Here is a 5,928-nt window from a genome sequence, read left to right as displayed (position 1 = left end):
GGCGGGTGCAGGGCGCAGCCCTGCCGACCAACCCTCAGTGCAGCAGGGCAGCCACCGCCGCGCGGAACCCCGCCTGTGCCTGCCCCGATTCGGGCGTGTGATGCAGCTGCCGTACCGCACGTGCCAGTCGCGCTRCACCCACGAACCCGCAGCTGGCCTGCAACCGGTGCAGCTGGCTGCGCAGCTGGCGCTCGTCATGCTGGTCCACCGCCTGTTCGACCGCATCGCGCACGCCCGGCAGTTCGGCCAGGAACAGCTCGCGCAGGGCGATCAGGTGGTTGCGTTGGCCATTGAGCGCGGCCAGGGCGGCGGTTTCGTCCCAGTCCTCCAGGGCCAGCTCGACCGCCGCCGGCGGCACCGTGGAACCGGCGGGGCTGTTGACCAGCGCACGACGGACCGCCTTCAGCAGTTGGTCGCGGCCCAGCGGCTTGACCAGGGTGTCGCTGAAACCCGCCTCGCGCAGGCGGGCGTGAATGGCAGCATCGCCGTCGGCGGTATGCGCCAGCGCCGGGGTGTCCGGGTGCGAGCGGCGCAGCTGGTGCAACAGCTGGGCACCATTGCCATCCGGCAGGTTGACGTCGATCAGCCACAGATCGTGGGCACCGGGCTCGGCGCGCGCGAGGGCGCTGGCCAGTGAGTCGGCGGTATCCACATCCGCTGGTAACGTTTCCAACGCCGCTTTGAAAAAACCGCGGCTGATGATGTCGTCCTCGACAAGCAGGAAGCGGGGTCGACTGGCCCGCGGGGTCATCTGCATCAGGGCTGCCTCCATGTCAGCTGGGGTCAATCATCAAGCACGGCGGCGGCGGGCGCAAGCGGCCAGCGGCCCCGCTGGTCAGGATCTGCGACAATACGCCCCCACTTTTGCCCGCAGCCTGTTGCCACGTGGCCCGATCCCGCTCCCGCATCGACCGTACTCCCTTCCAGACCGAGATCCTCGACCTCAGCCATGATGGTCGCGGWGTTGCCCGCCGTGAAGGCGAGGGCGGCAAGGTCACCTTCATCAGCGGCGCCCTGCCTGGCGAAGTGGTGATGGCCGAACAGACCGCCCGCAGCCGCCACTTCGATGAGGCGCGCACGGTGGAAGTGCTGCAGGCCTCGCCGCAGCGGGTGACCCCCAATTGCCCGCATTTCGGCACCTGCGCCGGCTGCGTGCTGCAGCACCTGGACGAAGACCAGCAGATCGTCGCCAAGCAGCGCGTGCTGATGGACAACCTGGAGCGCATCGGCCATGTGAAGCCGGGCACCGTGCTGCCGCCGCTGGTGGGTGACAGCTGGGGCTACCGCCGCAAGGGCCGGTTCTCGGTGCGCCGGGTCGAGAAGAAGGACAAGACCCTGGTCGGCTTCCGCGAGCAGGACCCGCGCTTCGTCGCAGACCTGCAGCAGTGCCTGACCGTGATCCCGGAAATCGGCACCAAGGTGGAGGTGCTGTCGACCTTCATCGAATCCCTGGATGGCAAGCGCGACATCCCGCAGATCGAGTTCATCGCCGGTGACCAGGCCGTGGTGCTGACCGTGCGCCACCTGCAGCCGCTGAGTGATGCCGATCGGGCCGCCTGGGCGGCCTTTGGCCAACAGCACGGTTTTGTCATCTACCTGCAGTCGGGCGGCGTGGATACCGTGCAGCCGCTGGACGGGCAGGGCGTGGCGCTTTCGTTCCGGCTGGCGCCGTGGGATGTCGAACTGGCGTTCCGTCCGCTGGATTTCATCCAGGTCAATGCCAAGCTCAACGAGAAGATGATCGCCCACGCGCTGGACCTGCTTGAACCGGGTGCCGACGAGCGCGTGCTGGACCTGTTCTGTGGCCTGGGCAACTTCACCCTGCCGCTGGCGCGCAAGGTGCGCGAAGTGGTGGGCGTGGAAGGTGATGCCGGGCTGGTGGCGCGTGCGCGTGAGAACGCCGAGCGCAACGGGCTGGCCAACGCGCAGTTCTACAGCGCCGACCTCACCCAGGACCAGCGCAGCACGGCATGGATGCGCCAGGGCTTTGACAAGCTGCTGCTGGATCCGCCGCGTTCGGGCGCCATCGAAGTGCTGCAGCAGCTGCCGTTGAAGCAGTTCAAGCGCATCGTCTATGTCAGCTGCCATCCGGGCTCGCTGGCCCGCGATGCCGGCTACCTGGTCAACGAACAGGGCTTCACCCTGGTCAGCGCCGGTGCGATGGACATGTTCCCGCATACCGCGCACGTGGAAAGCATCGCGGTGTTCGAAAAGCGCTGATGCCTGCAGCGCCGGGGGCTGCCCGGCGCCTGCCTTGCCGCTTGCAGGCAGGCAATGCGGTCAGTCGGCCGGTGCGTTCTGCCACTGGCCGTCCACGCGCACGAAGGCCATGGACTGCTCGCCATGCTCGCTGCCGTCGCCTGCGCGCACGGTGCATTCGATGGCGGCCCTGTCGCTGGCGACCTCGCAGTTCCTCACTTCCTGCACCTGCAGGGTGCCGGCAGCCTGTTCGAAGCGTGCGCGCAGGGCTGGGTCGGCCTGCTGCTGCGCCTGCCCGGCGATCCGTTCGCGCAACAGCGCCTGCACCCTTTCCCGGGGCGGCGCCGGTACGGGCACATTGCGCTGGTCAGGCAGTGTCCACGCGCCATCCACCAGCGCCAGCCGCAGCAGCTGTGGTCGCGAGTTGATGCCTGCGCTGGCGGTGGCGATGCAATCGACGGCGTCGCCGGCCTCGGCGGGGGCACAGCTGTCCAGGGTCTGCAGACGGGGCCGGAACGTCTCGGCAACCAGGCGACTGCTGTCGCTGGCGGGGCGATCGGCAACGGCCTGGTCGAACATCCGGTCCATCGCAGCCTGTGCCTGCTGCAGCGAAGGTACGGTCGCCGATCCGGCGCTGGCAACGGCGCACGGCAGCAGCGCCGACAGGGCAAGACAGCGACGAAGGCGATGGGAAAGCGTCATGAGCGACCATTCCATGGTTGGGGGGCCGCGCAGTGTAGTCCTGCCCGTCGCCGCGCCGATAGGCAGCGTCTGGCGTGAGCCGCATACTGTGCCCATGGGCATCGAAATCGAACGCAAATTCCTCGTCACCCATGATGGGTGGCGCACCGCCGCGCACAGGGTCATCCCGATGGCGCAGGGCTACATCAACGATCTGGGCGCACTCGACCGCGGCACCCAGAACGCCTCGGTGCGGGTCCGCATTGAAGGCGACAAGGCCGCGCTGAACCTGAAGTCGCGCACCCTGGGCCATACCCGGCAGGAGTTCGACTATCCGATTCCGGTGCAGGATGCGCGCGACCTGCTGGCGCTGTGCGTCGGCGGCCTGATCGACAAGCGCCGCCATCTGGTCGAGTACGCCGGCCTGACCTGGGAAGTGGACGAGTTCCTCGGCGACAACGCTGGTCTGGTGGTCGCCGAGGTCGAGCTCGACAGCGCCAACCAGGCCATCGAGCTGCCGGATTGGATCGGCGCCGAAGTGACCGACGACGCCCGCTACTACAACGTCGCTCTGGCCAGCCGCCCCTATTCACAGTGGTGAAACCCTCCGTCCCCTTTTTTCGAGGGTGTCGGCCCCCATGTCGGGGGGATGAGAATCGACATCTACTCCGACGTGGTCTGCCCCTGGTGCTGGATCGGCAAGCATCGCTTCCAGCAGGGTGTGCAGTTCCTAGGCGCCGATGCGCCCGAACTCGAGATCCACTGGCAGCCGTTCCAGCTTGACCCCGATGCGGACGCCACCCCGGTGCCACTGCGCGAGGCCTATGTGCGCAAGTTCGGCGGTGCCGAGCGCACCGAGCAGATTCTGGGCCAGACCCAGACCGCTGCGCGGGCCGAGGGCCTGCCGATGGACTTCAGCCAGGGCCAGGTGCGGGTAACCACGCTGCCGGCGCATCGCCTGTTGTGGCTGGCTGGCCAGCACGGCGTGCAGGAGGCCGTCGGTGAGGCGCTGTTCCGCGCCCATTTCGAGCATGGACAGAATCTGGCCGACCCGGCAGTGCTGGTCGCGGCCGGCGCCGCCGGTGGCCTTGCCGCAGACGAGATCCAGCAAATGCTGGCCGGCGATCGTGGCCTGGCCGAAGTGGAAGCGAGCCTGGCGCAGGCCCATGCACTGGGTATCTCCTCGGTGCCCACCTTCGTCATCGATGGCCGCTGGGCGGTTTCCGGAGCCCAGCCCCCGGAGGCCTTCGCCAACGCGCTGCGCCAGATCGCCGCCGAGCAGGCGGCGGGGCAGGGCGCGGAGGGTGCCCCGGACGGCGGCGACGACGCCTGCGGCGCGGACGGCTGCAAGGTCTGACCGACCCGCAGAAGGGGACGGAGGGGATTGAGTCGCATCCGGCACCAGTGGGTCGATTGCGCCTTGATCCCCTCCGTCCCCCTTTTTGACCACTGCGCCTGTTGGCCGGTTCTGCGACAATGCGGCACTGCGCCATGCGGGCGCCCGTTGTGGAGATCGACCATGCTGCTGATCGGCGTTGCCGGTACTGAACTGACCGCCCAGGAACGTGAGTGGCTGCAGCACGATGCTGTGGCCGGGGTGGTGCTGTTCAAGCGCAACTTCGCTTCGCGGCAGCAGGTGACCGAACTGTCCGCGGCGATCCGCGCTGCCGCACCGCGCCCGCAGTTGATCTGCGTGGACCAGGAAGGCGGTCGCGTGCAGCGCTTCCGTGAGGGCTTCAGCGAACTGCCGCCGCTGCAGGACATCGGTGTCCAGTACGCCAGGGATCCCGACGCTGCGCTGGCATTGGCCGAGCAGCACGCCTGGCTGATGGCCAGTGAGGTCCGTGCCAGCGGCGTGGACCTGAGCTTCGCCCCGGTGGTCGACCTCGGCCGTGGCAATCGCGCCATCGGCAATCGTGCCTTCAGTGAAGACCCGCAGGTGGTGGCCGCGTTCACCGCTGCCTATGTGCGCGGCATGCATGCGGTCGGCATGGCCGCCACCCTCAAGCATTTCCCCGGCCATGGCACCGTGCTGGAAGACACCCACGTGGATACCGCGATCGATCCGCGTGCGCTGGATGAACTGCGCGCACAGGATCTGGTCCCGTTCACGGCCGGTATCGCCGCCGGCGCCGATGCGGTGATGATGGCGCATGTGATCTACCCGCAGGTCGCACCGGAACCCGCTGGTTACTCGCCGCGCTGGATCCAGCAGATCCTGCGTGGCGAGCTCGGCTTCCGCGGCGTGGTGTTCTCCGATGACATCGGCATGGCCGCCTCGCACAGCGCCGGTGGCGTGCCGGCACGCGTGCACGCACACCTGGATGCCGGCTGCGATGTGGTGCTCGTCTGCCACCCGGAGCTGGTCGATGAAGCCCTGCACGCCGTGCAGGGACGCTCCCTCAATACCGCTGCGCTGCTGGGCCTGCTCGGCCGCGGCGCGCTTGGCTGGGATGGCCTGCTGGCCGATGCCCGCCATGGCGACACCCAATCCCGTCTGCTGCAAACCCTTGGAAGAACCGTCTGATGCCGAACCTCACCATTTCCCAGGCCCTGGCCCAAGCCGACCTGCTGGTCGACCGCCCCACCATCGACAAGGCCATTGCCGGCATCGCCGACGCCATTGCGCGCGACTACCAGGGCGAGGTGCCGCTGTTCCTGTCGATCATGCACGGTGCGCTGCCGTTCGCCGGCCAGCTGGCACTGGAGCTGGGCGCGCGTGGCCAGGACGTGCAGTTCGATTACCTGCACGCCACCCGTTACCGCGGTGAGACCACCGGCGGCGACCTGGTGTGGAAGCACAAGCCGGCCACGGCGCTGTTCGGCCGCCGCGTGCTGCTGGTCGATGACATCCTCGACGAGGGTTACACCCTGCAGGGCGTGCGTACCTGGTGCCTGGAGCAGGGCGCGACCGACGTGCGCATTGCCGCGATGACCGTGAAGAAGCACGATCGCGCGCTGCCGGACGTCACCGCCGACYATGCCGGCATCGAGCTGCCGGATCGCTACGTGTTCGGTTTCGGCATGGACGTCAACGAAACCCTGCGC

7 protein-coding genes are annotated in these 5,928 nt (G+C 68.3%); 5 read left to right on the top strand and 2 right to left on the bottom strand.

Annotation, left to right across the window (positions count from 1 at the left end):
* Positions 1-34: 34 nt before the first annotated feature.
* Complete coding sequence (locus tag AC1DJN_RS20125; RefSeq protein ID WP_478039957.1) at positions 35-757, bottom strand: Hpt domain-containing response regulator; 723 nt, start codon at positions 755-757, stop codon at positions 35-37.
* A gap of 128 nt (positions 758-885) precedes the next feature.
* Here AC1DJN_RS20125 and rlmD point away from each other — a divergent pair, with 128 nt between their 5' ends.
* Positions 886-2,220 carry a 23S rRNA (uracil(1939)-C(5))-methyltransferase RlmD gene (gene rlmD, locus AC1DJN_RS20120; protein ID WP_442252219.1) on the top strand — a complete coding sequence of 445 codons (1,335 nt, stop codon included), beginning with the start codon at positions 886-888 and terminating at the stop codon, positions 2,218-2,220.
* 60 nt (positions 2,221-2,280) lie between these two features.
* Here the strand turns inward: rlmD and AC1DJN_RS20115 are convergent, their stop codons facing one another.
* On the bottom strand, positions 2,281-2,901 hold the full coding sequence (locus AC1DJN_RS20115; RefSeq protein WP_442252218.1) for a hypothetical protein: 621 nt from the start codon (positions 2,899-2,901) through the stop codon (positions 2,281-2,283).
* A gap of 94 nt (positions 2,902-2,995) precedes the next feature.
* Between AC1DJN_RS20115 and AC1DJN_RS20110 the strand changes: the two genes are divergently transcribed.
* The 4 genes from AC1DJN_RS20110 to AC1DJN_RS20095 all read left to right on the top strand — a co-directional run.
* The gene (locus AC1DJN_RS20110; RefSeq protein ID WP_312401661.1) at positions 2,996-3,481 is read left to right on the top strand and encodes a CYTH domain-containing protein; all 486 of its coding nucleotides are present in this window, start codon (positions 2,996-2,998) and stop codon (positions 3,479-3,481) included.
* Positions 3,482-3,529: 48 nt separating this feature from the next.
* Positions 3,530-4,237, top strand: a complete 708-nt coding sequence (locus AC1DJN_RS20105) for a DsbA family oxidoreductase (RefSeq protein ID WP_442252217.1) — start codon at positions 3,530-3,532, stop codon at positions 4,235-4,237.
* 162 nt (positions 4,238-4,399) lie between these two features.
* A complete protein-coding gene (gene nagZ / locus AC1DJN_RS20100) occupies positions 4,400-5,407 on the top strand; it encodes a beta-N-acetylhexosaminidase (RefSeq protein ID WP_025879181.1) in 1,008 nt (335 codons plus the stop codon).
* Positions 5,407-5,928, top strand: a 522-nt coding sequence (locus tag AC1DJN_RS20095; RefSeq protein ID WP_478039954.1) for a hypoxanthine-guanine phosphoribosyltransferase, incomplete at its 3' end; no start/stop codon positions are given. The genes nagZ and AC1DJN_RS20095, both read left to right, overlap by 1 nt.

It is taken from the genome of Stenotrophomonas sp. 05L414_2, assembly GCF_056397905.1.
Note: the sequence above shows the minus strand (reverse complement) of the source record. Positions and strands in the feature narration are given on the sequence as shown.

Coding starts and splice junctions, on each gene's coding strand:
- nagZ (WP_025879181.1), top strand. CDS start 4,400: ATGCTGCTGATCGGCGTTGCCGGTACTGAACTGACCGCCCAGGAACGT.
- AC1DJN_RS20115 (WP_442252218.1), bottom strand. CDS start 2,901: ATGACGCTTTCCCATCGCCTTCGTCGCTGTCTTGCCCTGTCGGCGCTG.
- AC1DJN_RS20110 (WP_312401661.1), top strand. CDS start 2,996: ATGGGCATCGAAATCGAACGCAAATTCCTCGTCACCCATGATGGGTGG.
- AC1DJN_RS20105 (WP_442252217.1), top strand. CDS start 3,530: ATGAGAATCGACATCTACTCCGACGTGGTCTGCCCCTGGTGCTGGATC.